Source organism: Rouxiella badensis (assembly GCF_026967515.2).
GTDB lineage: Bacteria > Pseudomonadota > Gammaproteobacteria > Enterobacterales > Enterobacteriaceae > Rouxiella > Rouxiella badensis.
In genome coordinates this window covers 2,907,493-2,929,123 of sequence record NZ_CP114062.1, presented here as the reverse complement: position 1 = coordinate 2,929,123, position 21,631 = coordinate 2,907,493, and the positions used below count along the sequence as shown (strand labels likewise).

General features: G+C 53.9%; 22 protein-coding genes. 7 read left to right on the top strand and 15 right to left on the bottom strand.

Translation table 11 applies throughout. From position 1 onward, the window contains the following. The first annotated feature begins 145 nt into the window (after nt 1–145). The 6 genes from O1V65_RS13595 to tatA all read left to right on the top strand — a co-directional run bounded on the left by O1V65_RS13595 (nt 146) and on the right by tatA (nt 5,327). Complete coding sequence (locus O1V65_RS13595; RefSeq protein ID WP_017491385.1) at nt 146–1,102, top strand: substrate-binding domain-containing protein; 957 nt, start codon at nt 146–148, stop codon at nt 1,100–1,102. A 59-nt stretch (nt 1,103–1,161) separates the two neighbouring features. Next, complete coding sequence (locus O1V65_RS13590; RefSeq protein ID WP_017491384.1) at nt 1,162–1,950, top strand: deaminated glutathione amidase; 789 nt, start codon at nt 1,162–1,164, stop codon at nt 1,948–1,950. Nucleotides 1,951–2,176: 226 nt separating this feature from the next. After that, on the top strand, nt 2,177–3,073 hold the full coding sequence (locus O1V65_RS13585; RefSeq protein ID WP_017491382.1) for an ABC transporter substrate-binding protein: 897 nt from the start codon (nt 2,177–2,179) through the stop codon (nt 3,071–3,073). After that, entirely contained in the window at nt 3,070–4,014 is a 945-nt protein-coding gene (locus O1V65_RS13580; protein WP_017491381.1) for an amino acid ABC transporter permease, read from the top strand. Before O1V65_RS13585 ends, O1V65_RS13580 begins: the two co-directional genes overlap by 4 nt. Then, entirely contained in the window at nt 4,011–4,796 is a 786-nt protein-coding gene (locus O1V65_RS13575) for an amino acid ABC transporter ATP-binding protein (RefSeq protein WP_017491380.1), read from the top strand. The genes O1V65_RS13580 and O1V65_RS13575 overlap by 4 nt, the downstream gene beginning before the upstream one ends. A gap of 333 nt (nt 4,797–5,129) precedes the next feature. Then, on the top strand, nt 5,130–5,327 hold the full coding sequence (gene tatA, locus O1V65_RS13570; RefSeq protein WP_017491379.1) for a Sec-independent protein translocase subunit TatA: 198 nt from the start codon (nt 5,130–5,132) through the stop codon (nt 5,325–5,327). A gap of 92 nt (nt 5,328–5,419) precedes the next feature. Here the strand turns inward: tatA and lipA are convergent, their stop codons facing one another. The 13 genes from lipA to leuS all read right to left on the bottom strand — a co-directional run bounded on the left by lipA (nt 5,420) and on the right by leuS (nt 19,217). After that, a complete protein-coding gene (lipA, locus tag O1V65_RS13565; RefSeq protein ID WP_017491378.1) occupies nt 5,420–6,385 on the bottom strand; it encodes a lipoyl synthase in 966 nt (321 codons plus the stop codon). A gap of 178 nt (nt 6,386–6,563) precedes the next feature. Further along, nucleotides 6,564–7,268 carry a lipoyl(octanoyl) transferase LipB gene (gene lipB / locus O1V65_RS13560; RefSeq protein ID WP_038327931.1) on the bottom strand — a complete coding sequence of 235 codons (705 nt, stop codon included), beginning with the start codon at nt 7,266–7,268 and terminating at the stop codon, nt 6,564–6,566. 68 nt (nt 7,269–7,336) lie between these two features. Continuing rightward, nucleotides 7,337–7,600, bottom strand: a complete 264-nt coding sequence (ybeD, locus tag O1V65_RS13555) for a DUF493 family protein YbeD (RefSeq protein ID WP_017491376.1) — start codon at nt 7,598–7,600, stop codon at nt 7,337–7,339. Between the two features lie 131 nt (nt 7,601–7,731). Then, nucleotides 7,732–8,943, bottom strand: coding sequence for a D-alanyl-D-alanine carboxypeptidase DacA (gene dacA / locus O1V65_RS13550; RefSeq protein ID WP_269129787.1), 1,212 nt, complete (start codon nt 8,941–8,943; stop codon nt 7,732–7,734). 261 nt (nt 8,944–9,204) lie between these two features. Next, nucleotides 9,205–10,380: an endolytic peptidoglycan transglycosylase RlpA gene (gene rlpA, locus O1V65_RS13545; RefSeq protein ID WP_269129786.1), complete on the bottom strand. Its 1,176-nt coding sequence runs from the start codon at nt 10,378–10,380 to the stop codon at nt 9,205–9,207. Nucleotides 10,381–10,389: 9 nt separating this feature from the next. Continuing rightward, on the bottom strand, nt 10,390–11,502 hold the full coding sequence (gene mrdB / locus O1V65_RS13540; RefSeq protein WP_017491373.1) for a peptidoglycan glycosyltransferase MrdB: 1,113 nt from the start codon (nt 11,500–11,502) through the stop codon (nt 10,390–10,392). A gap of 6 nt (nt 11,503–11,508) precedes the next feature. Then, entirely contained in the window at nt 11,509–13,413 is a 1,905-nt protein-coding gene (gene mrdA / locus O1V65_RS13535; RefSeq protein WP_269129785.1) for a peptidoglycan DD-transpeptidase MrdA, read from the bottom strand. A gap of 42 nt (nt 13,414–13,455) precedes the next feature. Further along, nucleotides 13,456–13,926, bottom strand: coding sequence for a 23S rRNA (pseudouridine(1915)-N(3))-methyltransferase RlmH (gene rlmH / locus O1V65_RS13530; RefSeq protein WP_009636890.1), 471 nt, complete (start codon nt 13,924–13,926; stop codon nt 13,456–13,458). Nucleotides 13,927–13,929: 3 nt separating this feature from the next. Further along, nucleotides 13,930–14,247, bottom strand: coding sequence for a ribosome silencing factor (gene rsfS / locus O1V65_RS13525; protein WP_017491371.1), 318 nt, complete (start codon nt 14,245–14,247; stop codon nt 13,930–13,932). A 66-nt stretch (nt 14,248–14,313) separates the two neighbouring features. After that, the gene (nadD, locus tag O1V65_RS13520; protein ID WP_017491370.1) at nt 14,314–14,979 is read right to left on the bottom strand and encodes a nicotinate-nucleotide adenylyltransferase; all 666 of its coding nucleotides are present in this window, start codon (nt 14,977–14,979) and stop codon (nt 14,314–14,316) included. After that, nucleotides 14,979–16,019, bottom strand: a complete 1,041-nt coding sequence (gene holA, locus O1V65_RS13515; protein ID WP_017491369.1) for a DNA polymerase III subunit delta — start codon at nt 16,017–16,019, stop codon at nt 14,979–14,981. Before holA ends, nadD begins: the two co-directional genes overlap by 1 nt. Nucleotides 16,020–16,021: 2 nt before the next feature. Further along, complete coding sequence (gene lptE, locus O1V65_RS13510) at nt 16,022–16,603, bottom strand: LPS assembly lipoprotein LptE (RefSeq protein ID WP_269129784.1); 582 nt, start codon at nt 16,601–16,603, stop codon at nt 16,022–16,024. A 31-nt stretch (nt 16,604–16,634) separates the two neighbouring features. Further along, complete coding sequence (gene leuS, locus O1V65_RS13505; protein WP_017491367.1) at nt 16,635–19,217, bottom strand: leucine--tRNA ligase; 2,583 nt, start codon at nt 19,215–19,217, stop codon at nt 16,635–16,637. A 349-nt stretch (nt 19,218–19,566) separates the two neighbouring features. Here leuS and O1V65_RS13500 point away from each other — a divergent pair, with 349 nt between their 5' ends. Beyond that, nucleotides 19,567–20,088, top strand: a complete 522-nt coding sequence (locus tag O1V65_RS13500; protein WP_017491366.1) for a zinc ribbon-containing protein — start codon at nt 19,567–19,569, stop codon at nt 20,086–20,088. Nucleotides 20,089–20,228: 140 nt separating this feature from the next. On the opposite strand, the gene O1V65_RS13495 is transcribed toward O1V65_RS13500, so the two are convergent. Beyond that, nucleotides 20,229–20,954: an amino acid ABC transporter ATP-binding protein gene (locus O1V65_RS13495; RefSeq protein WP_084911644.1), complete on the bottom strand. Its 726-nt coding sequence runs from the start codon at nt 20,952–20,954 to the stop codon at nt 20,229–20,231. Continuing rightward, a complete protein-coding gene (gene gltK / locus O1V65_RS13490) occupies nt 20,951–21,628 on the bottom strand; it encodes a glutamate/aspartate ABC transporter permease GltK (protein WP_017491364.1) in 678 nt (225 codons plus the stop codon). The genes O1V65_RS13495 and gltK overlap by 4 nt, the downstream gene beginning before the upstream one ends. Nucleotides 21,629–21,631 lie beyond the last annotated feature (3 nt).

Here is a 21,631-nt window from a genome sequence, read left to right as displayed (position 1 = left end):
ATTGTACATATTAATTTAAGCTATTAGTATCAAACTTAGTCAACGGAGGCGATAAAATAATCACATTGGGTCAGGTGTGAAAGCTCTCCGCTCGGACAGGCTCCATGTGTAAATAAGCAATTTTGCCGACATTAAGGGGAAAGACGTGGCGATTACTATCAGGCTGGCAGTTCGCGATTGGGATTATTTTACGCCGTTGGCATTGGGCGATGTGAAGGCTGAAGGGTTCAATCTCGAGATTGACCGGGTAGGGACGCTGGTAGGCGATTTAGCGACCAGCGAACAGTATGACGCCGCTGAGATCTCCTTCAGCCGTTATGCACAGGGCCGCGCACGGGGTGAAGACGACGTACTGGCCGTGCCGCATTTCCTGATGCGTGGCTTTCGACAACGCTGCATCATCACACGTGATGACAGCCCGTTGACCAAAATTTCAGAACTGGCGGGTAAACGCATTGGCGTGACCGGCTGGCAAGATTCCGGCAACACCTGGACCCGCACCGTGCTGGGCGTGGACGGAGTGGGTATTGACGACGCTTACTGGTACGCGGGGCGTCTGACTGAATCGCATCCTATCGTCGATCGCCTAAACGGCTTTGGTCGCGAGGGGCGTATTGAAGCCTGTCCTGGCGAGCGCCCGATGATGGAACTGCTGAAGGAAGGTTGGCTTGATGCGGTATTCACGCCGTTCATGCCGGAAGGTTTCTTCAAACCGGGTTCCGGTTTCCGTCAGCTGCAGCCGGATTTCCGTCAGGCAGAGCTGGAGTACTTTAACCGTGTCGGCTACGTGCCTGGCATGCATATTCTGGCTATCAAGTCGGACGTGGCGGCCGAGCACCCTTGGCTGGCCGACGCATTAAGCAAAATTATCGACAAGTCTTACAACGTCTGGATGGACAAGCGTGCGAAATATGCCGACACCACGCCTTGGTTGTTGGACGATATCCGCCGCACCGTGGTCGACCTGCCGGTGAACTGGAACGACAACGGCTTCGAGCAGAATAAAAAAATGATCGACGACTTTGCCAATGAGCTTTATGTTCAGGGAATTACCGCCGAGCGTTTGACGCCTGCGTCTCTGTTCCCGGCTTACGCCAAATAACATTGGGTGAACCCTTCACCAAATATACTTTTACGCCTTAAAAGGCGAGGGGAGTAAGAATGAAAGTCGCACTAGGCCAGTTTGCCGTTTCCCGCGAATGGGAAGCCAACGTCGAAACCTGTTTGTCGCTGATGGCAAAATCACGCGAGGCGGGTGCTGATTTACTGGTGCTGCCAGAAGGTATTTTGGCGCGTGATATCACCGATCCCGATCTGGTATTGAAAGCTGCACAGCCGTTGGATGGTCCTTTCGTGAGTAAGCTGCTGGCCGCCAGCAAAGGCAACGCACTGACCACCATGATGAGCATTCATACGCCAACACCAGACGGCCGTGCATTCAACGTATTGATTTCTATTAGAAATGGCGAAATCATTTCCGAATATCGCAAACTTCACCTGTACGATGCCTTCAATATGCAGGAGTCCAGAAACGTCAATCCGGGCACTGAAGTGCCGCCGCTGGTCGACGTTGCTGGTTTTAAAGTCGGTTTGATGACCTGCTACGACGTGCGTTTCCCAGAGCTGGCCCGCCGCCTGGTGCTCGACGGTGCCGAAGTGTTGGTGCTTCCTGCCGCCTGGGTTAAAGGCCCGCTCAAAGAGATGCATTGGGAAGTGCTGGTCACCGCGCGTGCGCTGGAAAATACCAGCTACATCGTGGCCGTGGGCGAGTGTGGTGAACGTAATATCGGCAACAGTATGGTGGTTGATCCGCTCGGCGTTGCCATCGCCCGCGCGGCCGAAGCGCCTGCGCTGGTCTTTGCCGACATTGAAAGGGAACGTCTGGCCCATGCCCGCAAAGTCTTGCCGGTGCTGGAAAACCGCTGCTTCGACGTACCGCAGTTGAAATAAATATCATCACAACGGCTGATTGAACGCGTCAACCTAACGTTATCACTCAGTTGAGCAGTAAAGGGCGCGAACCAACACCAGGGAGCGCTTTCTCAAACTGCCATTTCAGCGCCGGAAGTGGCGGTAAAAAACGCAAGGCGTTTAGGATTTCATCACCACGGAAGGTGTTAAAAAAATAAAAACTCACAACATTCACAACACTGCTTTACACAGAGGAAGACATACAATGAGGGTAAAACAATTTCGTCGTGCTGCCGTTCTGAGTGCGAGTTTGCTTTCCGTAAATGCTTTTGCCGCTGAAACTGTTTCTATTCCGGTCGTTAAAATGGACCCGGCGCTGCACGCCAAATTGCCTGCCGATATTCAGAAATCTGGCATCATGACCTCCGTGAACAACGGTTCTTTTCCTCCCTACGAAATCGTGACCGGCACCGATTCGCTGGACGGGGCGAGTGCCGACCTGGCGACCTCGATGGGCCAGCTGTTGGGGGTAAAGGTTGAGCACGCTTCGGTCAGTGGATTATCAGGTATTTTGACCGGTATCTCTTCCGGCCGCTATCAGCTGGGCATTGGCCCTATCGGTGATTACCCTGAGCGTCAGGCCAAAAATGACTTCGTCGACTTCGTCAAAGAGTACGTCGCGTTCGCCGTTCCTAACGGCAATCCTAAAAATATCCAGTCATTGAGCGATACCTGCGGTCTGCGTATTGCCGTTATGGCGGCGGGGTCGGCTGAGAAGGTGATTAAGCAGCAGTCCGAAGACTGTGTAAAAGCGGGCAAACCGGCCGTCACCGTGCAGTCGTTTACCGACCAGCCGACCTCTATTCTTGCCGTGCGCTCTAAGCGCTCTGACGCCTTCTTCTCTTCGCAGGCGCCGCTCACTTACTTCATCAAAGCGTCTAACGGTCAGCTCACGCTGGCAGGTGCCGGTAAATCCAACGGTTTTAACGACATTTATCAGGGCACCGTGGTTCCTAAAGATTCTGAAATCGGCAAGGTGGTTCTGGCCGCCTATCAGGAGCTGTTTGATAACGGCACCTACGCGATTATCATGAAAAAATGGGGTCTCGAAGGCAACATGCTAACAGCACCTGGCATCAACCTGGGAAAACCAACTAAATGACCGAGAAAACGTCCCCCGATCCACGACGCAACGTCGAGTTTGCACACGCGCCGCGTAACTACGGACGTTGGATCGCCTGGATAATTGTCCTGATCCTCGCCGCTGATGTGGTCATTAGCGTAGCCCGTAACCCAAACTTTGAGTGGCACGTCGTGGCGCAGTGGTTTACCGAGGCCTCGGTCATTCGCGGTCTGGGCGTCACGCTGGGTCTCACCGTGGTCTCGATGCTGCTGGGTACGCTGCTCGGACTGCTGCTGGCGGTGGGCCGTTTGTCGCAAAGCATGCTGTTGCGCCGCCTTTCTGGCCTCTACGTCTGGTTCTTTCGTGGTACGCCGCTGCTGGTGCAGCTGCTGTTTTGGTACAATATGTCTACGCTGTTCCCGCACGTCGCCATGGGTCTGCCCTTTATTGGCCCGAGCTTTGCGACCTGGAATACCAATGACCTGATCACCCCACTGACCGCCGCTATCGCCGGTTTGGCGCTCAACGAAGCGGCCTACATGGCTGAGATCATCCGCGCCGGTTTGTTGTCCGTGGATAATGGTCAGGCTGAAACCGCCCAGGCGTTTGGTATGAGTCGGGGTCGCGCGCTGCGCCGCATTATTATTCCACAGGCCATGCGTTCGATTATTCCGCCTACCGGTAACCAGTTGATCAGCATGATAAAAGCGACCTCGCTGGTGAGCGTTATCGCGATGGGTGACCTGCTGTATTCGGTGCAGACTATCTATAACCGCACCTTCGAAGTGGTGCCGATGCTGATGGTCGCGGTTATCTGGTATCTCTTGATAACTTCGATTCTGAATGTTGGACAGTCGGCGATTGAACGCTTCTATTCGAAAGGGACGCGCCGTACGGTGGCCGCCAAACGTCGGCAGCCGAATGCGCAGGGCAAAGCGTTGATAGCCCAGCCAAATCTCGCTCAGAAGGAGGACGTATGAGTCAGGTTCTGTCAGACAGTCAGCCGCTGCTGGTTACCGCCCGCAACGTGCATAAAAGCTATGGCGACAACGAGGTGTTAAAGGGCATCGATCTCGACGTGAAGCCGAGTGAAGTGGTGGTCATTCTTGGTCCTTCAGGTTCGGGGAAATCGACCTTTCTCCGCTGTATCAATCACCTGGAAGATATCGACCGCGGCACTATCATGGTCGGCGGTGAGCAGATTGGCTACGAGCTGCACGGCAATCAGCTGCGTAAACTGTCGGAAAGGGGGATTGCACGCCAGCGTCGTGATATCGGCATGGTGTTCCAGCAGTTCAATCTTTATCCCCACATGACCGTACTGCAAAACATCATCGAGGCACCGATAGGCGTGCACCGGCAGAGTCGTCACGAGGCCGAGGCTTATGCGCGCGCGCTGTTGGAAAAAGTCGGCTTAAGCGACAAGGCCGATGCCTATCCGCGCCATCTTTCCGGTGGCCAGCAGCAGCGGGTGGCGATAGCCCGTGCTCTGGCGATCAAGCCAAAGCTGATGCTCTTTGACGAGCCGACCTCGGCGCTTGACCCGGAGCTGGTGGGCGAGGTGTTGGCAACGATGCGCAGCCTGGCGGATCAGGGGCTCACCATGATTGTGGTGACCCACGAGATTGGTTTTGCGCGTGAAGCGGCCGACAGGGTGGTATTTATGGACGGCGGTTACGTCATCGAGGAAGGGCCGCCGGAAGAAGTCTTGGTCAATCCGCAGCACCCACGTTTTCAGGCCTTCCTGAGCCGTTTTATTTAACGAGCTGAAATAGAAGGGGATGGCGCTGAAGGACATCATCGATGTATTTCGGCTCATCCCCTTGGTTGTTGTAAGACTGTTGGTTTCTCGTTAAAGAGAGCACGCAAGGTTTGTTTCCAGAGGCGTCCCGGGCGTATAATCCCCCCACAATTTATGTATGCTCCCTTTGTAAAAAACAATTTATAAAGCGAAGAAATGCTTTAACGCGCGGGCTTACAGGCTCATAATGGCGCTTATGGTTATAATGCGTACAGAGACAAAATTCAGGTCGCCCACTGCGACGATTTTATTCTCCAGCTGTTTAATTCAGCAATCAGTGTAAAGAAGGTATTTATGGAAGGTTTGAGTATTACTAAACTGTTAGTTGTCGGCGTGCTGATTGTGCTGCTTTTCGGTACCAGCAAACTTCGTTCACTCGGTGGTGATCTGGGCGCTGCGCTGAGAGGCTTCAAAAAGGCCATGAATGACGATCCGGCTCCGGTAGCGAAAGCTGACGCACAGGCTGAACAGCGCGTAGAGCACAAAGACTAATTCATTCGTGAATGAATCTGATAAAAAAAAGCTGCTTAATTAAGCAGCTTTTTTTATATCTGGCGGTTGAAGTCGGACCCGGGACTGTCGGGTTACTTAACTTCAATCCCCTTGGCCTGAAGATCGGCGTGGTATGACGAACGCACGAAAGGACCGCAGGCTGCGTGGGTGAAGCCCATCTTCAACGCTTCTTCCTTCATGTATTCAAATTCTTCAGGGCTAACGTAACGTTGTACCGGCAGATGGTGACGGCTTGGCTGTAGGTACTGGCCCAGCGTCAGCATGGTTACGCCGTGACGGCGCAGGTCGCGCATCACTTCAAGAATTTCTTCGTTGGTTTCACCCAGACCTACCATCAGACCCGATTTGGTCGGCACCTCAGGGTGCGCTTCCTTAAAGCGTTCAAGCAGCTTTAATGACCACTCGTAGTTTGCGCCCGGACGAACCTGGCGGTAAACGCGCGGGACGTTTTCCAGGTTGTGGTTGAACACGTCGGGTGGCGTCGCATTGAGGATTTCCAACGCGCGGTCCATACGTCCACGGAAGTCGGGAACCAGCGTTTCAATTTTAATAGTCGGGTTTTTCTCGCGGATGGCGCTGATGCAGTCGGCAAAGTGCTGAGCACCGCCGTCGCGCAGGTCATCGCGGTCAACCGAGGTAATCACCACATAACGCAGACCCATATCGGCAATGGTCTGTGCCAGCTTTTCCGGCTCGTTGACGTCTGGCGCAACCGGACGTCCGTGTGCAACGTCGCAGAACGGGCAGCGACGGGTACAGATGGCACCGAGGATCATGAAGGTGGCCGTACCGTGGTTAAAACACTCTGAAAGGTTAGGGCAGGCGGCTTCTTCACAAACAGAGTGCAGGCCGTTTTTGCGCAGTGCGGCTTTAATGCCCTGAATACGAGAGGAGTCAGCAGGAAGTTTGATTTTCATCCAGGCCGGCTTGCGGAGCATTTCCTGCCGGTCTGTGACCACGGTTTTCACCGGGATTAACGCCATCTTATCAGCATCGCGGTATTTGACGCCGCGTTCCATTTGGATCGGTTTACTCATAATCGTGCAGTTTCCAGTATCGTCTCTCGCGGGCGAGATTTTTCATGACATTCAATGAACTAACTGCTTCATTAAAAAAGTAATTGAAATTATGCAGAAATTATATCATTGAAGCGAGATAGCTTAAAGTAACGACAACTTGCTCTGTTATAAAAATGTAAAATTTCGCCTCTGTGGGCTATCGATTTAACGTCGGTACGGGATAATCTTCCAGCTGCCAAGGGTGATAATCAACCTGATGATAGCCTAGCTGTTTGTTAAAAGATTTAACTAAAACCGGCATAACCTGCTCAACGGTGATACCCGGCTTGACTCGACTCGCCTGGGTCATCTCCAGACCGGCATAACCGCAGGGATTGATGCGCAGAAAAGGTTCTAAATCCATATCGATATTCAGCGCCAGCCCGTGCAGCGAACAGCCACGGCGGATGCGCAGTCCCAGCGAGCAGATTTTCTTGCCGTCAACGTAGACGCCGGGCGCATCGGCGCGCGGATAGGCTTCGATATCGAAAAACGCCAGCGTATCGACCACGGTTTGCTCTATGGCGGTCACCAGTTCACGCACGCCCATTTTACGGCGCTTGATATCGACCATCACGTACATCACCTGCTGGCCCGGCCCATGATAGGTCACCTGACCGCCGCGATCGCTCTGAATGACCGGAATATCGCCCGGAAAAAGCACGTGTTCGGCTTTACCGGCCTGGCCCTGAGTAAAGACCTTTGGGTGTTCGACCAGCCAGATTTCGTCCTGAGTTTCGGGAGTGCGTAAATCGGTGAAGATGTGCATGGCACGGGAGACGGGTTCGTAGGGTTGCAGGCCAAGCTGGCGCAGGGTGATGCGGTCTTGCAGTTTTTCTCGTTGCACGGCAGTTATCGTCATTCTGAGAATAGGGCAATATAAAGAAAATCAGCGTAACACATTACGCGTTACGCTGATATTTGCTTGGCTTACAGAACCATACGCACGATTTCGAGGTTACCTAGCTCATCGTACAGGGTTTCGACCTGATCGATGTGAGTTGCGGTAATGGTAATCGAAACGGAATGGTAGTTGCCTTTGCTGCTTGGTTTCACCTGCGGGTTGTAATCGCCAGGCGCGTGACGCTGCACGACTTCCACAACCTGGTCAACCAACTCGGGCTGCGCCAGACCCATCACTTTATAAGTGAATGAGCAGGGGAATTCGAGTAGTTCGTTCAGTTTGGTTTTCATGTGCACTCCCGCGTAGTAACTGCTATTAAGATGTATAAACCATAACTCCCGCCGCAGCGGGAGTTATAACTAGAATTATATACTAAACATGTGGGGTTAAAGTGCACATTTTCAACCCCTGTCGCGGTGTTTTAGCCAAACCAATGATGGAACATCAGTTTAATATAGTCCACGATGCGGCTGACGAATCCGCCTTCTTTTACTTCGTTTAGCACCACAAGAGGACGCTGATCGATAGTTTTGCCGTCCAGTTGGAAGTTAATCGTGCCAACTACCTGATTTTTCTGCAATGGTGCATGCAGCTCGGTGTTGTTAAGCACGTAGCTGGCTTTCAGATCTTTCATGCGGCCGCGTGGGATGGTCAGGTAGGCATCTTTATCAACGCCCAGCTCAACGCGGTCGGTGTTACCAAACCAGACAGGCTCTGACGCAAATTCTTTACCGGCTTTCAGCGGTGCCACGGTTTCGAAGAAACGGAAGCCCCAGGTCAGCAGTTTTTTACTTTCAACTTCACGACCTTTATAGGTGTGACCGCCCATGACGGCGGAGATCAAACGCATCTGGCCTTCGGTGGCAGAGGCAACCAGGTTATAGCCCGCCGATTCGGTGTGACCGGTCTTGATGCCGTCAACCTGCAGGCTAGAGTCCCACAGCAGGCCGTTACGGTTCATCTGGCGGATATTGTTGAAGGTAAACTCTTTCTCTTTGTAGGTTGCATACTCTTCTGGAACGTCGCGGATCAGCGCTTGACCGATCAGCGCCATGTCGCGCGCCGAGCTGTATTGACCGTCTGCGTCGAGGCCGTGCACGGTGCCGAAGTGGGTGTTTTTCAGGCCCAGCGCATTTACGTAGTTGTTCATCAGACCCACCAAGGCGTCCTGACTGCCGGCGACGTAGTCAGCCATGGCGACGCAGGCGTCGTTACCCGATTGCAAAATGATACCGCGGTTCAGCTCAGAGACAGGGACGCGGTCGCCGGGCTTGAGGAACATCAGGGATGAGCCTTTGAAGACCGGGTTTCCGGTTGCCCAGGCGTCTTTACCGACGGTAACAACGTCAGTCGGGGTAATTTTACCTGACTTGATGGCTTGCCCAATCACGTAGCTGGTCATCATTTTAGTCAGACTGGCCGGATCGCGACGCGCATCGGCGTTCATTTCAGCCAGCACTTTGCCCGAGTTGTAATCAATCAGAACGTAGGCTTCGGCATCAATTTGCGGAACGCCAGGGATCATGGTCTTCAGATTGACATCGTCAGCAAAAACGGCGGACGTTGAACAGAAAGTAATGACGGTGCCAAGCGCGATGCCCTTGACTAAACGAGAAGGAGTAGCAAGTTTCATGATTGAGACAACAACATCCGTATAGGTAAATTAAAAACGTGCCACACTATATCAGAACCGTAACAATCAGACATCTTCCAATACGATGGCTTGCGGGGATTTACCGATTTTTACAACATGTTACCCCGCCTGATTGTGGGCGCTGTCGCAGCGTTGGCCGTAGGGGTTAACACGAATCACTGACTTGCATCAGCTCAGCGAATTAACGCACTTGCCAGCCTGCGGCAGCGCCCATGACCTCGCGGGGCACGTTGACTACGATTACATCGCAGACGCCGATACTATAAACGACTGCTGCTGCGCTTCACTCGACAGTCGCTGTTGCAGTTGTACGGCCTGCTGGCGGCTGCTGAATGGCCCCAACTGTACGCGGTAATTGCTGCCGTTAGGCTGCACTTTTCCAGGTACGGCGAAGCGTTTGCTCAGGCTCTTCTGCCAGATTTCTGCGTTTTGCGGATTGCTCAGCGCGCCCACCTGCACCATGTATCCACCCCCGGATACCGGCGCAGACTGATGGGTAGCCGGACGAGCAACCACTGGCGCGGCAACCACCGGGGCGGCGGCGGCCATCGCGGTGCGAGAGGTGTTTGCGCTGGCAACCGGTGCATCATCATCCGCTGCAACGGGTGCAGGTTCGCTGGTCTCAAGCACGCCCGCAGGTAAAGGCTTCGGAGCCTGAAGGAAACCGCCGCCGTTAGAGGCGCTTGCGCCCGCTCCCGCGCTATCCTCACCGCTGGTTGAATCATCGTTCTGGGTGTTCAGCGTGCTGTTGTCGACGGGACGGACGGCGGCACCGATGGCCGGTGGCGCGGACAGGACTGGCGTGCCCATGTCGCTTGAGCCGAGGCTAGGGCGTGCGGGCAGGGCGTAGGTCTGTCTGGCAACGGTGGTACCAATGGTGCCCGGGCCAGACAGCGTGCCGTCCGGCGCGACGTTAATGATGTCGAGCTTAACGCGGGTGCTGTTGGTCAGGTTAAGGCGATCGAAGGCCGCTTTAGACAAATCGATAATCTTGTCAGAGGTGAACGGACCGCGGTCATTAATACGGACTACCAGCATGCGGCCATTGGACAAGTTGGTCACGCGCACGTAGCTTGGGATCGGCAGCGTCGGGTGAGCCGCAGTCATTGCCGAAGGATCGAACTCTTCGCCGCTGGCGGTAACGTTGCTACCGGCTTCGTTGCCGTACCAGGTCGCGGTACCGGTCTGCGTAAAGCGAGACGCATCGCGAATGATTTTGTAGCTGTTGCCGTTGGCGCTGTAGTCGTTGTTGGCATTCGCATTCAGAGGCTCATAGACCGGATAGGCACCGCCAATCTCGACTACCGGCCCATTATAGGCGGGCTCTGGCGCGGCCTGCTGCGGTTGGTTGTCTGGAGAACTACAGGCACTCAATAACAGCCCGGCGATAATCGCCCCTACCCACTCCTTGCGCATTGCTCACCCCTATAAATTTTTTGATAACATTTTTCGATGAGTATGTATCGACATGACGATACCAAACCCAGCCATCAGCACGATTAGCGCTGAACCACCATAACTGACCAGAGGTAAAGGAACCCCTACTACCGGCACTATACCACTCACCATGCCAATGTTTACAAAGACATAGACAAAGAATATTAGCATTAACCCTCCCGACATAACGCGGCCGAAAGTAGTTTGCGCTTTTGCGGCAATTACCAGCCCACGGGTGATCAGGCCCAGATAGAGCGCCAGCAGCACCAGGACGCCCTGCAGGCCCAGTTCCTCGGCCAATACCGCGAAGATAAAGTCGGTGTGGCGCTCGGGCAAGAATTCAAGCTGTGACTGAGTGCCGTGCAGCCAGCCTTTGCCGGAGAAACCGCCAGAACCGATGGCAATCTTGGACTGAATAATGTGATAACCGGCCCCGAGCGGGTCACTTTCCGGGTTAAGCAGCATCATCACGCGGTCTCGCTGATAGTCGTGCATCAGGAAGAACCACAGGATAGGAATAAAGGCTGCCACCAGCACGGCCGCGCAGGCAATAAGCTTCCAGCTCATGCCGGAGAGGAAAAGCACAAAGATGCCGGAGGCGGCAATCAGGATTGCGGTTCCGAGGTCCGGCTGTGCGGCGACCAGCAAGGTGGGAACAAACACCAGCACCAACGCAATGGCAGTATTTTTCAACGAAGGCGGGCAGATATCGCGGTTAATAAAGCGTGCCACCATCAGCGGTACGGCAATTTTCGCCAGCTCCGAGGGCTGGAAACGTACGAAGCCCAGATCGAGCCAGCGCTGGGCGCCTTTACTGACCTGTCCAAACACGTCTACCAATACCAGCAGGAAAATACAGAAGATGTAGAGATAGGGCGCCCAGCTTTCATACACGCGGGGGGGAACCTGCGCCAGCACCAGCATGATAACCAGTCCTCCGGCAATCTGCGCGAGTTTGCGCTCCATCATACCGACGTCCTGACCGCTCGCGCTCCAGATAACGAACGCGCTATAGACCAGCAACGCCAGTACGATAAGCAGCATAGTGATGTCGATGTGCATCTTGGTCCACAGCGACCCTTTCTGTTGGCTCTCAGTCATTCTACGTTAATCACCTTCAATGCCGGGCGCAGCAGGCGCTTCGTCCGGTAATTTTGTCGTATTGTCGCCCAATAAGATATGGTCGAGGATCTGGCGGACGATGGTCCCCACGGCGGGCCCGATACCGCCGTTTTCCAACACTACGTTGACTGCAACGGTAGGGTTGTCGTAAGGCGCAAAGGCGTTCATCAGCTTGTGGTCACGCAGATGCTCTGCAATTTTATGTGCATTATAGGTTTCATTGGCTTTGAGGCCGTAAACCTGGGCAGTACCGGATTTCGCCGCGGCTTTATACGGCGCATCCATAAAGTATTTACGTGCGGTCCCGTTCGAACGGTTTGCTACGCCAAACATGCCGTCTTTCGCCAGCTCCCAATACCCGGAATGGATATCGCCAATCTGCGTCGTTTCCTGCTGTTGGTACGGCACCTTGGTGGCACCGTCCTGTGTGTTGAGCAGAAGGTGAGGCGTTTTGACGTTGCCGTCGTTAATCAGCGTGGTTAGCGCCTTCATGTTCTGAATCGGTGTCGCGGTCCAGTAGCCTTGTCCGATCCCTACCGGGATGGTGTCACCCTGATACCACGGCTTTTTAAAGCGTTTCATCTTCCAGTCGCGCGTCGGCATGTTGCCATTACGCTCTTCCGAGAGATCGATGCCGGTATACTGGCCGTAGCCAAATTTCGACATCCACTCTGACAGACGGTCGATGCCCATATCGTAGGCCACCTGATAGAAGAAGGTATCCGCCGACTCCTCAAGGGCTTTTGTCACATTCAATCGACCGTGACCCCAGTGTTTCCAGTCTCGATAACGCTTGTCCGAGCCGGGAAGTTGCCACCATCCGGGGTCAAACAGCGACGTATTTTTGGTAATCACGCCCGCGGTCAGCGATGAAACGGCGATGTACGGTTTGACCGTCGAGGCGGGAGGATACACCCCCTGCGTCGCGCGGTTGATGAGCGGCCGATCGGGATCGTTGAGCAAGGTGTTGTAATCCTTGCTGGAAATTCCGTCTACAAACAGATTCGGATCGTAGCTTGGGTTGGAAACAAGCGCCCGAATGCTGCCATCGCGCGGATCTGTGACCACTACGGCGGCGCGGCTGCCGCTCAGCAGCTGTTCAATATAGATTTGCAGCGGGAGATCGAGCGTAAGCGTAATGTCTTTGCCGGCCTGAGGCGGCTCTTCGTGTAGCTGACGGATAACTCTGCCACGGTTGTTGACTTCAACTTCGGCGTAGCCCGTTTTGCCGTGCAGCGTGCTTTCGTAGTAACGCTCAATGCCCAGCTTGCCGATGTCGTGCGTCGCGGCGTAGTTAGCAAGAATACCGTCTTTGTCCAGCCTTTCAACGTCGCGATCGTTAATTTTTGAAACATAACCAATCACGTGTGTCAGCGCGGAACCGTAAGGGTAATAGCGGCGCTGATAGCCTTTGACTTCAACGCCGGGGAATTTGAATTGGTTGACCGCAAAACGCGCCACCTGCACCTCGGTTAATCCCACTTTTACCGGAATAGAGGTGAAGCGTCGCGCACGTTTGCGTTCTTTGTAGAAGTTTTCAATATCTTCAGAGGTGAGATCGACAATCGTCGTCAACGCAATCAGCGTATTTTTAACGTCGTCGACCTTCTCTGGCATCATTTCCAGCTGATAGATGGTGCGATTAAGCGCCAGCGGGGTGCCATTTCGGTCGTAGATAATTCCACGACTCGGTGCAATGGGAATGAGCTTGATGCGGTTATCGTTCGATCGGGTTTGATAATCCTGAAAACGCACCACCTGGATAGTGTATAGATTGTAAACCAGTATGCTGCTAAGCAGCAGAATGCCAGAAAGCGCCACCAGTGCACGGCGCACAAAGAGGGCTGATTCAGCCGAATAGTCGCGAAAAGGATTACGGTCTATTTTCATCCCACTACTTAATCCACTGTGCTGCTGATATTGACCTACCGATTATTCGCGGTGGTACGGATGATTAGTGGTAATACTCCAGGCACGATAAAGGCTTTCGGCCACCAGAACCCGAACCAGCGGGTGTGGTAGCGTCAGCGGAGAGAGCGACCAGCTCTGAACCGCAGCCTCCTTGCATGCCGGTGCCAGCCCTTCAGGACCGCCGATGAGCAAACTGACATCTCTGCCGTCCTGCTTCCAGCGCTCAAGCTGTTGGGCCAACTGCGGGGTCTCCCAGGGGGTTCCCGGAATATCCAGCGTAACAATACGATTGCCTTTTCCAACCACCGACAGCATCTGTTCGCCTTCTTTTTCAAGAATGCGTTTGATATCTGCGTTTTTCCCGCGTTTACCCGCGGGGACTTCAATCAACTCAAACGGCATGTCTTTTGGGAAACGGCGGAGATAATCCGTGAAGCCAGTCTGCACCCAATCGGGCATTTTCGTACCTACGGCGACGAGTTGCAGCTTCACTCATTAACCCCAGAGTTTCTCGAGTTCGTACAGCACGCGGCTTTCTTCCTGCATGACGTGAACGATCACTTCACCGAGGTCAACAACAACCCAGTCAGCTTCGTTAATGCCTTTGATGCCGTGAGCTTCAAGGCCTGCTGCCTTGGCTTCTTCAACCAGGTGACCGGCGATGGAAACAACGTGACGGCTAGAGGTGCCGGTGCAGATGACCATGCAGTCGGTGATGCTTGATTTGCCAGCAACGTCGATAGCAACGATGTCTTGGGCTTTGAGGTCATCAACTTTGTCGATGACGAATTCTTGGAGCGCTTTACCTTGCAAAGATTCCCCCTGGGGATTGAGTAGTCTGGAACCGAAAATTAAGCGGCGGAGTATAACACGCGTTGTCTACGCGCGGTACAACCCCTGTGATTCGATATAGCGCTCAACGGAGAAGGGAAGTAAATCTGAGCAATCGCGGCCCTCGTGGCGGCGCTGACGGATTTCGGTAGCCGAAATATCCAGCAGCGGCGTGTTGGCCTGATAAATATAGCCTTGAGGACGTTGCCTGAGCTGACCGGCATCTTCTGTCTTGTGCGCATCGTACCAACGCTGTAACTCGGGCGTGTCCAGCTCGCTGCCATATCCCGGGCGGGCTAAAACCACCAGATGACACACGTCGAGTAAAGACTCCCAGCGGTGCCATTTGTAAAGCGTTAGTAATGAATCTTGGCCAATAATAAACGCCAAAGGCTGTTGAGTGCCACGTTCTTTACGTAACGTTGCAAGAGTCTCAATAGTGTAGGAGGGCGTATCGCGCTGAAGTTCACGAGAGTCCACTGAAAACAATGGGTTACCTTCAACTGCCAACTGGGCCATTTTGAGTCGCTGAGACGGCGTGGCCTCTGGCTGTGGGCGGTGCGGCGGCACATTGTTCGGCAGAAGAATCACTTTCTCAAGCTGGATCTCGTGGGCCAATTGTTCAACGGGACGCAAATGACCGTAATGAATCGGGTCAAAGGTGCCGCCGAACAGTGCCATCAGGTCGTGTTCATCGTGCGTGGCTGGGGTCATTACAAGGTTCCTGAATCAATAAAGCTGGGCGGAAGGGGTTTCCCGCACAGCAGCATTGAAAGGCTTTCCAGTTCGGGCCATACCGATTGACCATAGTCCTGTTTTAGGCGGATTTCCATCTGCGTCAACAGCTTTACTGCCTGATTCAGCTGGGCAAGCGAAAGACGCTGTAGCGCCTGCGTAACCAGCGCTCGACGGTTTTGCCACACTTTGTACTGGTCGAACAGGTTGCGCAGCGGCTGCTGGTCCATCTTGCGGCGCAGATTGAGGAGCATCAGCAGCTCACGTTGCAAAGTGCGCAGCAGAATCACCGGTTCGCTGTCTTCCTGCTGCAGTTGGCGCAGGATGTGCCAGGCACGTTTGCTTTTTCCGGCCAAAATAGCATCGAGCCAATGGTAAGGCGTAAAGTGTGCCGCATCATTAACGGCGTCTTCTACGCGTGGCAGCGTCAGTTTTCCGTCGGGATAGAGTAGGGCAAGCCTTTCGAGCGACTGGGCCAGCGCGAGCAGGTTACCCTCATAGCAATAACACAGCAGCTGATTGGCGGGGTCATCTAATTCGAGCGACAGCGCTTTGGCGCGTTTGGCAACCCAGCGCGGCAGTTGAGCCTGCTCGGGCGTCTGGCAGGTGACAAATACCGTGCGGTCGCTCAGTGCCTTGAACCAGGCCGCATTTTCCTGCGCCTTGGTGAGCTTGCTGGCGCGCAGAATCAGTAAAATATCGTCGTGCAGCAGGCTGACCAGCGTCTTGAGCTGCTCTGCCATTGGCGCAGAGGGGCCGTTTTCGGGAAGGTGCAGTGTCAGGGTCTGGCGACTGGCGAACAGACTCAGCGCCTGGCAACTGCTGAATATGCTGTCCCACTCGGTGTGGGCATCAAGAATAAAGCTAAAGTGTTCGTTGAATTGTGCTGCATTTGCGGCCTGACGCACGGCGTCCTGGCTTTCCTGCAACAGCAGCGGATCGTTACCGCATAATAAATAACAAGCGCGCAGCCCCTCTCGGAGCTGCGCGGCAAGTTGTTCAGGATAGACACGAGTCATAGCTAGTAAGTACTGGCCGCAGGGGCTTTCCCGACGCTAATGATTTCTGGTGTACCGTCTACCACATCTTTTTTGGTCAACTCTGAGGCCTGTACGGTCAGCAGTTTACGAATCAGCTGCTGAGCGGCCTGTTCACGCATCTCTTTGTCGATAATGTCCTGCTCGGCATCTTTTGCTAACGCTGCCAATGGGTTATCGAAGAAGGAGCGGAACACGGTCACGCTGATAGGGTAAATATCTTTACCCGGCATCAGGACCTGCGCACGCACGGTCATTTCTTTCTGGTATTCGGCAGTCTTGCCGTCCTGGAAGATAGAGGCCGTCGCCTGGCTCTCCGTTGCGCCAACTATACGCAGCTCGGGGAGGCTTTTCTTGTTGGAAACCGTGGGTTCCACTACGGTGACATCGCTCAGTTTTAACTGGCTGCGAATTTCACGCGTGAGCGGACCGTAAGGGTCATAGCTGTTGAGGGTAATGGTTTTCAAATCGCTCGGCACGTTGGTCGTGCCACGCAGATGAAAACCACAGCCCGAAGTCACCAGAACAATCGCGCCTAACAACAGCATCAAAATACGATTTCGCATAATATTTTCTCGCAAAAAAAGCCTCCTTGAATCAACCGACTACCAGGTTAAGCAGCTTGCCTGGCACGTAGATTACCTTGCGAACTGTAACCCCATCCAGATATTTTGCGACCAGATATTCTTGCGCCGCTAATTCGCGAACCTGCTCTTCTGTCGCGTCTGCGGCAACGGTTATTTTGGCACGTACTTTACCATTTACCTGTACCACTACCAGCTTAGAGTCTTCGACCATGGCTTTTTCATCTGCCACCGGCCAAGGCGCGGTATCGACATCACCTTCGCCACCCAGTGTCTGCCACAGGCTGAAGCACACGTGCGGAGTGAACGGATACAGCATGCGAACCACGGCCAGCAGAGCTTCCTGTAGCAGTGCGCGATCCTGGTCGGTGTCCTGAGGTGCACGACCCATCTTGTTCATCAGCTCCATAATCGCCGCGATTGCGGTGTTAAAGGTCTGACGACGGCCGATATCATCGGTCACTTTAGCGATAGTTTTGTGCAGGTCGCGGCGAAGATCTTTCTGCTCAGCAGAAAGGGTCGCAACGTCCAGCGCAGGCGCAGCGCCTTTTTCACTGTGCTCATAGGCCAGTTTCCAGACACGTTTCAGGAAGCGGTTTGCCCCTTCAACGCCGGATTCCTGCCATTCGAGGGTCATTTCTGCCGGAGAAGCGAACATCATGAACAGACGCACGGTGTCAGCACCGTATTTCTGCACCATGACCTGCGGGTCGATGCCGTTGTTTTTGGACTTGGACATCTTGCTCATGCCCGCATACACCAGCTCGCGACCTTCAGGGTCGGTGGCTTTCACGATGCGGCCTTTCTCATCACGCTCAAGGGTGGCATCGATTGGGGAAACCCAAACGCGTGCGCCACCTTCGTTCAGGTAGTAGAAGGCGTCAGCCAGCACCATACCCTGACACAGCAGGCGTTTTGCTGGTTCATCTGAGGTGACCAGACCCGCGTCGCGCATCAGTTTGTGGAAGAAGCGGAAGTACATCAGGTGCATGATGGCGTGTTCGATACCGCCAACATATTGGTCTACCGGCAGCCAGTAGTTGGCCGCAGCGGGATCCAGCATGCCTTTATCGTAGTCCGGGCAGGTGTAACGCGCGTAGTACCAGGACGACTCCATGAAGGTATCGAAGGTGTCGGTTTCACGCAGGCCAGGGATGCCATTAACGGTGGTTTTTGCCCACTCAGGATCGGCCTTGATTGGGCTGGTGATGCCGTCCATGACGACGTCTTCCGGCAGAACCACCGGCAGTTGATCTTCAGGCGTTGGAATGACGGTACCGTCTTCCAGCGTGATCATCGGGATTGGCGCACCCCAGTAACGCTGGCGTGATACACCCCAGTCGCGCAGACGGTAGTTAACTTTACGCTCACCGACGCCCAGGCTCACCAGTTTGTCAGCGATGGCGTTGAAGCCTTGCTCGTGATTTAGACCGTCGAACTCGCCGGAGTTGCAAAGTACGCCTTTCTCGGTCATGACTTCGGACTGGACGTCAGGCACGCTGCCGTCGGCGTTCAGGATAACCGCTTCAATTGGCAGGTTATATTTAGTGGCGAATTCCCAGTCGCGGGCATCGTGGCCAGGAACGGCCATTACCGCACCGGTGCCGTATTCCATCAGAACGAAGTTGGCGACCCAGATTGGGATTTTTTTGCCGTTCAACGGATGAATCGCGAACAGGCCGGTCGGCATGCCTTTCTTCTCCATGGTCGCCATTTCTGCTTCGGCTACCTTGGTGTTGCGGCATTCGTCGATAAAGTCGGCCAGCGCAGGCTGTGAAGCGGCTGCCTGCAGTGACAGTGGGTGACCCGCAGCCACGGCGGCGTAGGTTGCCCCCATGAAGGTGTCTGGACGCGTGGTGTAAACCGTCAGTTTCTCTTCGCTGTTTTCAACGTCGAAGGTTATTTCGACGCCTTCAGAGCGGCCAATCCAGTTACGCTGCATGGTCTTGACCTGCTCAGGCCAGCTCTCGAGGGTATCGAGGTCGTTCAGCAGCTGATCGGCGTAGGCAGTGATTTTAATGAACCATTGTGGGATCTCTTTACGCTCAACCTTGGTATCGCAGCGCCAGCAGCAGCCGTCGATAACCTGTTCGTTAGCCAGAACGGTCAAGTCCTGCGGACACCAGTTCACCGCTGAGGTTTTTTTGTAAACCAGACCTTTCTCGTAGAGCTTGGTGAAGAACCATTGTTCCCAGCGATAGTATTCAGGCTGACAGGTCGCGAGCTCGCGGTCCCAGTCATAGCCGAAGCCCAGCAGTTTAAGCTGGTTCTTCATGTATTCGATGTTTTCGTAAGTCCATGGCGCTGGCGCGGTGTTGTTTTTAACCGCGGCACCTTCAGCGGGCAGACCAAACGCATCCCAGCCGATCGGCTGTAGAACGTTTTTACCGAGCATACGCTGATAGCGGGAAATCACGTCACCGATGGTGTAGTTACGAACGTGACCCATGTGTAGACGGCCTGATGGATAAGGCAACATGGAGAGGCAGTAATACTTCTCTTTTCCCGGTTCTTCGGTAACTTTGAAGGTTTGCTTCTCTTGCCAGTGAAGTTGAACCTGTGACTCTATATCTTCTGGACGGTATTGCTCTTGCATGGCGGCCGATGGTCCTGTGAGTGAAAAACAGCTACATCCGTAGCCCTATTTCGTTAATCAAATATCAAATGATGCGTTAATAACAAAACTTTCAAACAGATCCGCATAGCATAGCTGATAAGCGGCAAGGGCAACAACACCAAGCGTGGCACCAGAGGCTTTTTATGCTGATCTGTGGGGGTTTATTTTTCGGACAAAGCGGAAACTGTGGGCTGCATCCGACCGAGTCAGAGATTCACGACTAAAATAGGCAGAAGGGCCATAAAGCGAAAGCTTTGTTTTTTGAATGTAATTTGTTCAACGAAAGCAAACTGTTTTAGGCGTTTAAGTCGCACTTTAAGGAGCAACTATGACAAATGAACAGCAGGACTATCGCCAATTAATGGCTTCATTGACGGAGCGCCTGCGCGGCGGTGAACGCGATATCGATTTGCTGGTGCGCGATGCGCGAGAAAGCCTTAAACAAGAAGGCAACCTGTCGGTAAACGAAATAGACAGACTGACTATCTCGGCAAGGCGTGACTTGCAGGAATTTGCCCGCATTTACGGTGAATACGCGCCGTCGCACAGAATCGCCCCTAAGCCTACGTCGGAAGCGCCGGAAGAAGAAGACAGCGTGTTCATGCGCGTTATTAAGGAAAGCCTGTGGCGCGAGCTTGCGGATATCACCGACAAAACCCAACTTGAGTGGAAAGAGGTGTTTAAAGACGTAAACCATCACGGTGTTTATCACAGCGGAGAAGTGGTCGGGTTGGGGGATCTTATCTGCGAGAAATGCCATTTTCATCTCGCCGTTTACACGCCGGAGATTCTGAGCAAATGCCCGGAGTGCGGGAATGACGAGTTTTCCCGCAGGCCGTTCGAACCTTAATCTTGCAGCGGCAGCTGCCCCAGCTCACCCCAGTCAATGACTCCTGTAAGCGACTGGGGATTTACAGGGTAATTCGCTTCCTCTTTGAGGCTTACCCCTTAGGGTCCGCTGCCTTGCCGCAGTGCCGATGAATTTGGAAATTAGTGCAGGATTTTGGCTAAGAAATCTCTCGCACGCTCAGACTCGGGATTATTGAAGAAGTCGTCTTTATTGCGATCCTCCACAATCTTGCCCTCATCCATAAAGATAACCCGGTTCGCCACCTTACGGGCAAAGCCCATCTCGTGGGTCACGACCATCATGGTCATGCCTTCGTTGGCGAGCTCGACCATCACGTCGAGCACTTCATTGATCATCTCCGGGTCAAGCGCCGAGGTCGGTTCGTCAAACAGCATTGCAATAGGGTCCATGCACAGTGCGCGCGCGATGGCGACACGTTGCTGCTGTCCGCCGGAAAGCTGGCCCGGAAATTTATTGGCGTGCGCAGAGAGCCCAACGCGGTCGAGCAGCTTGAGGCCTTTATCGCGTGCGGCGGCCTTGTCACGCTTGAGCACTTTGACCTGTGCCAGGGTCAGGTTTTCAACGATAGACAGATGCGGGAACAGCTCGAAATGCTGGAACACCATGCCGACTTTGGAACGCAGCTGCGCCAGATTGGTTTTTTTGTCATTCACGGGCGTACCGTTAACGAGAATCTGGCCTTTCTGGATGGGTTCCAGGCCGTTAACGGTTTTGATCAGCGTCGACTTACCTGAGCCTGAAGGACCGCAGACTACGACCACTTCCCCTTTCTTAACTTCGGTACTGCATTCGGTCAATACCTGGAAATGACCGTACCACTTGGAGACATTTTTCAGCGAAATCATGAAAGGGTCCTTTTCTTCAAGAAGCTCACCAGCAATGAGGCAGAGAGGCTGATGACAAAATAGACAAAACCGGCAAACAGGATCATCTCGACCTGTGTTCCGTCACGCTCGCCAATGTTGGTTGCCGTACGGAAGAAGTCCGCAAGACTGAGCACGTACACCAGAGAGGTATCCTGAAATAACACGATCGCCTGCGTTAGCAGCAGCGGCACCATGGCGCGGAAGGCCTGTGGCAAAATGATCAGCTGCATCGACTGCCAATGGGTCATACCGAGCGCCAGCGCGGCGGAGGACTGCCCACGGGCAATACTTTGAATACCGGCGCGGATGATCTCCGAGTAATAGGCCGCTTCAAACAGCGCAAAGGCGACCATCGCAGAAATCAGACGGATATCGGTCTTCGGCGACAGACCGAGCACCTGTTGCAGGAAACTTGGCACCACCAGATAAAACCACAGCAGCACCATGACCAGCGGCACGGCTCGGAACATGTTGACGTAAATTCGGGCAAACCAGCTGATCGGTTTGAACGACGACAGGCGCATGACAGCCAGCAGGGTTCCCCAAAGAATACCGAATACGATAGCGATAGCGGTTATCTTCAGCGTAATGACCATGCCGCTTATCAGGTAGGGCAGGCTGGGAACAATCGAACTCCAGTCAAATTGATACATGAA

Bases quoted from the DNA above. Each gene is read 5' to 3' on its own strand.
- gltK (WP_017491364.1), bottom strand. From the start codon at position 21,628: ATGTATCAATTTGACTGGAGTTCGATTGTTCCCAGCCTGCCCTACCTG.
- O1V65_RS13590 (WP_017491384.1), top strand. From the start codon at position 1,162: ATGAAAGTCGCACTAGGCCAGTTTGCCGTTTCCCGCGAATGGGAAGCC.
- holA (WP_017491369.1), bottom strand. From the start codon at position 16,019: ATGACTCGTGTCTATCCTGAACAACTTGCCGCGCAGCTCCGAGAGGGG.
- lipB (WP_038327931.1), bottom strand. From the start codon at position 7,268: ATGACGATAACTGCCGTGCAACGAGAAAAACTGCAAGACCGCATCACC.
- mrdA (WP_269129785.1), bottom strand. From the start codon at position 13,413: ATGAAAATAGACCGTAATCCTTTTCGCGACTATTCGGCTGAATCAGCC.
- O1V65_RS13585 (WP_017491382.1), top strand. From the start codon at position 2,177: ATGAGGGTAAAACAATTTCGTCGTGCTGCCGTTCTGAGTGCGAGTTTG.
- lipA (WP_017491378.1), bottom strand. From the start codon at position 6,385: ATGAGTAAACCGATCCAAATGGAACGCGGCGTCAAATACCGCGATGCT.
- nadD (WP_017491370.1), bottom strand. From the start codon at position 14,979: ATGACCCCAGCCACGCACGATGAACACGACCTGATGGCACTGTTCGGC.
- O1V65_RS13500 (WP_017491366.1), top strand. From the start codon at position 19,567: ATGACAAATGAACAGCAGGACTATCGCCAATTAATGGCTTCATTGACG.
- leuS (WP_017491367.1), bottom strand. From the start codon at position 19,217: ATGCAAGAGCAATACCGTCCAGAAGATATAGAGTCACAGGTTCAACTT.
- ybeD (WP_017491376.1), bottom strand. From the start codon at position 7,600: ATGAAAACCAAACTGAACGAACTACTCGAATTCCCCTGCTCATTCACT.
- rlpA (WP_269129786.1), bottom strand. From the start codon at position 10,380: ATGCGCAAGGAGTGGGTAGGGGCGATTATCGCCGGGCTGTTATTGAGT.
- dacA (WP_269129787.1), bottom strand. From the start codon at position 8,943: ATGAAACTTGCTACTCCTTCTCGTTTAGTCAAGGGCATCGCGCTTGGC.
- lptE (WP_269129784.1), bottom strand. From the start codon at position 16,603: ATGCGAAATCGTATTTTGATGCTGTTGTTAGGCGCGATTGTTCTGGTG.
- mrdB (WP_017491373.1), bottom strand. From the start codon at position 11,502: ATGACTGAGAGCCAACAGAAAGGGTCGCTGTGGACCAAGATGCACATC.
- O1V65_RS13495 (WP_084911644.1), bottom strand. From the start codon at position 20,954: ATGATTTCGCTGAAAAATGTCTCCAAGTGGTACGGTCATTTCCAGGTA.
- tatA (WP_017491379.1), top strand. From the start codon at position 5,130: ATGGAAGGTTTGAGTATTACTAAACTGTTAGTTGTCGGCGTGCTGATT.
- O1V65_RS13580 (WP_017491381.1), top strand. From the start codon at position 3,070: ATGACCGAGAAAACGTCCCCCGATCCACGACGCAACGTCGAGTTTGCA.
- O1V65_RS13575 (WP_017491380.1), top strand. From the start codon at position 4,011: ATGAGTCAGGTTCTGTCAGACAGTCAGCCGCTGCTGGTTACCGCCCGC.